Here is a 1,062-nt window from a genome sequence, read left to right on the forward strand (position 1 = left end):
TCTGGTTCTGAAATCCATCCCTGTCGGTGTTGCTTATGCAGTCTGGTCGGGACTCGGCGTCGTCATAATTACAGCCATTGCCTGGTTGCTTCATGGGCAAAAGCTTGATGCGTGGGGCTTTGTAGGTATGGGGCTCATAATTGCTGCCTTTTTGCTCGCCCGATCCCCATCGTGGAAGTCGCTGCGGAGGCCGACGCCATGGTGACGGTGTTCGGCATTCTGAATCTCACCGAGGACTCCTTCTTCGATGAGAGCCGGCGGCTAGACCCCGCCGGCGCTGTCACCGCGGCGATCGAAATGCTGCGAGTCGGATCAGACGTCGTGGATGTCGGACCGGCCGCCAGCCATCCGGACGCGAGGCCTGTATCGCCGGCCGATGAGATCAGACGTATTGCGCCGCTCTTAGACGCCCTGTCCGATCAGATGCACCGTGTTTCAATCGACAGCTTCCAACCGGAAACCCAGCGCTATGCGCTCAAGCGCGGCGTGGGCTACCTGAACGATATCCAAGGATTTCCTGACCCTGCGCTCTATCCCGATATTGCTGAGGCGGACTGCAGGCTGGTGGTTATGCACTCAGCGCAGCGGGATGGCATCGCCACCCGCACCGGTCACCTTCGACCCGAAGACGCGCTCGACGAGATTGTGCGGTTCTTCGAGGCGCGGGTTTCCGCCTTGCGACGGAGCGGGGTCGCTGCCGACCGGCTCATCCTCGATCCGGGGATGGGATTTTTCTTGAGCCCCGCACCGGAAACATCGCTGCACGTGCTGTCGAACCTTCAAAAGCTGAAGTCGGCGTTGGGGCTTCCGCTATTGGTCTCGGTGTCGCGGAAATCCTTCTTGGGCGCCACCGTTGGCCTTCCTGTAAAGGATCTGGGTCCAGCGAGCCTTGCGGCGGAACTTCACGCGATCGGCAATGGCGCTGACTACGTCCGCACCCACGCGCCTGGAGATCTGCGAAGCGCAATCACCTTCTCGGAAACCCTCGCGAAATTTCGCAGTCGCGACGCCAGAGACCGAGGGTTAGATCATGCCTAGCATTCACCTTCCGGCCGCCCGCTA

The 1,062-nt window shown here is 60.6% G+C and carries 2 protein-coding genes; both read left to right on the forward strand.

Features of this window, described 5'->3' with window-relative positions:
- The coding region (locus L2I46_RS29180) for a DMT family transporter (protein ID WP_016810057.1) at window positions 1-205 on the forward strand (205 nt) is incomplete at its 5' end.
- Window positions 199-1,038, forward strand: coding sequence for a sulfonamide-resistant dihydropteroate synthase Sul1 (gene sul1 / locus L2I46_RS29185; RefSeq protein WP_000259031.1), 840 nt, complete (start codon window positions 199-201; stop codon window positions 1,036-1,038). The genes L2I46_RS29180 and sul1, both read left to right, overlap by 7 nt.
- Window positions 1,039-1,062 lie beyond the last annotated feature (24 nt).

The sequence above is a fragment of the Klebsiella sp. 2019SCSN059 genome (assembly GCF_021739525.1).
Lineage (GTDB): Bacteria > Pseudomonadota > Gammaproteobacteria > Enterobacterales > Enterobacteriaceae > Klebsiella > Klebsiella quasipneumoniae.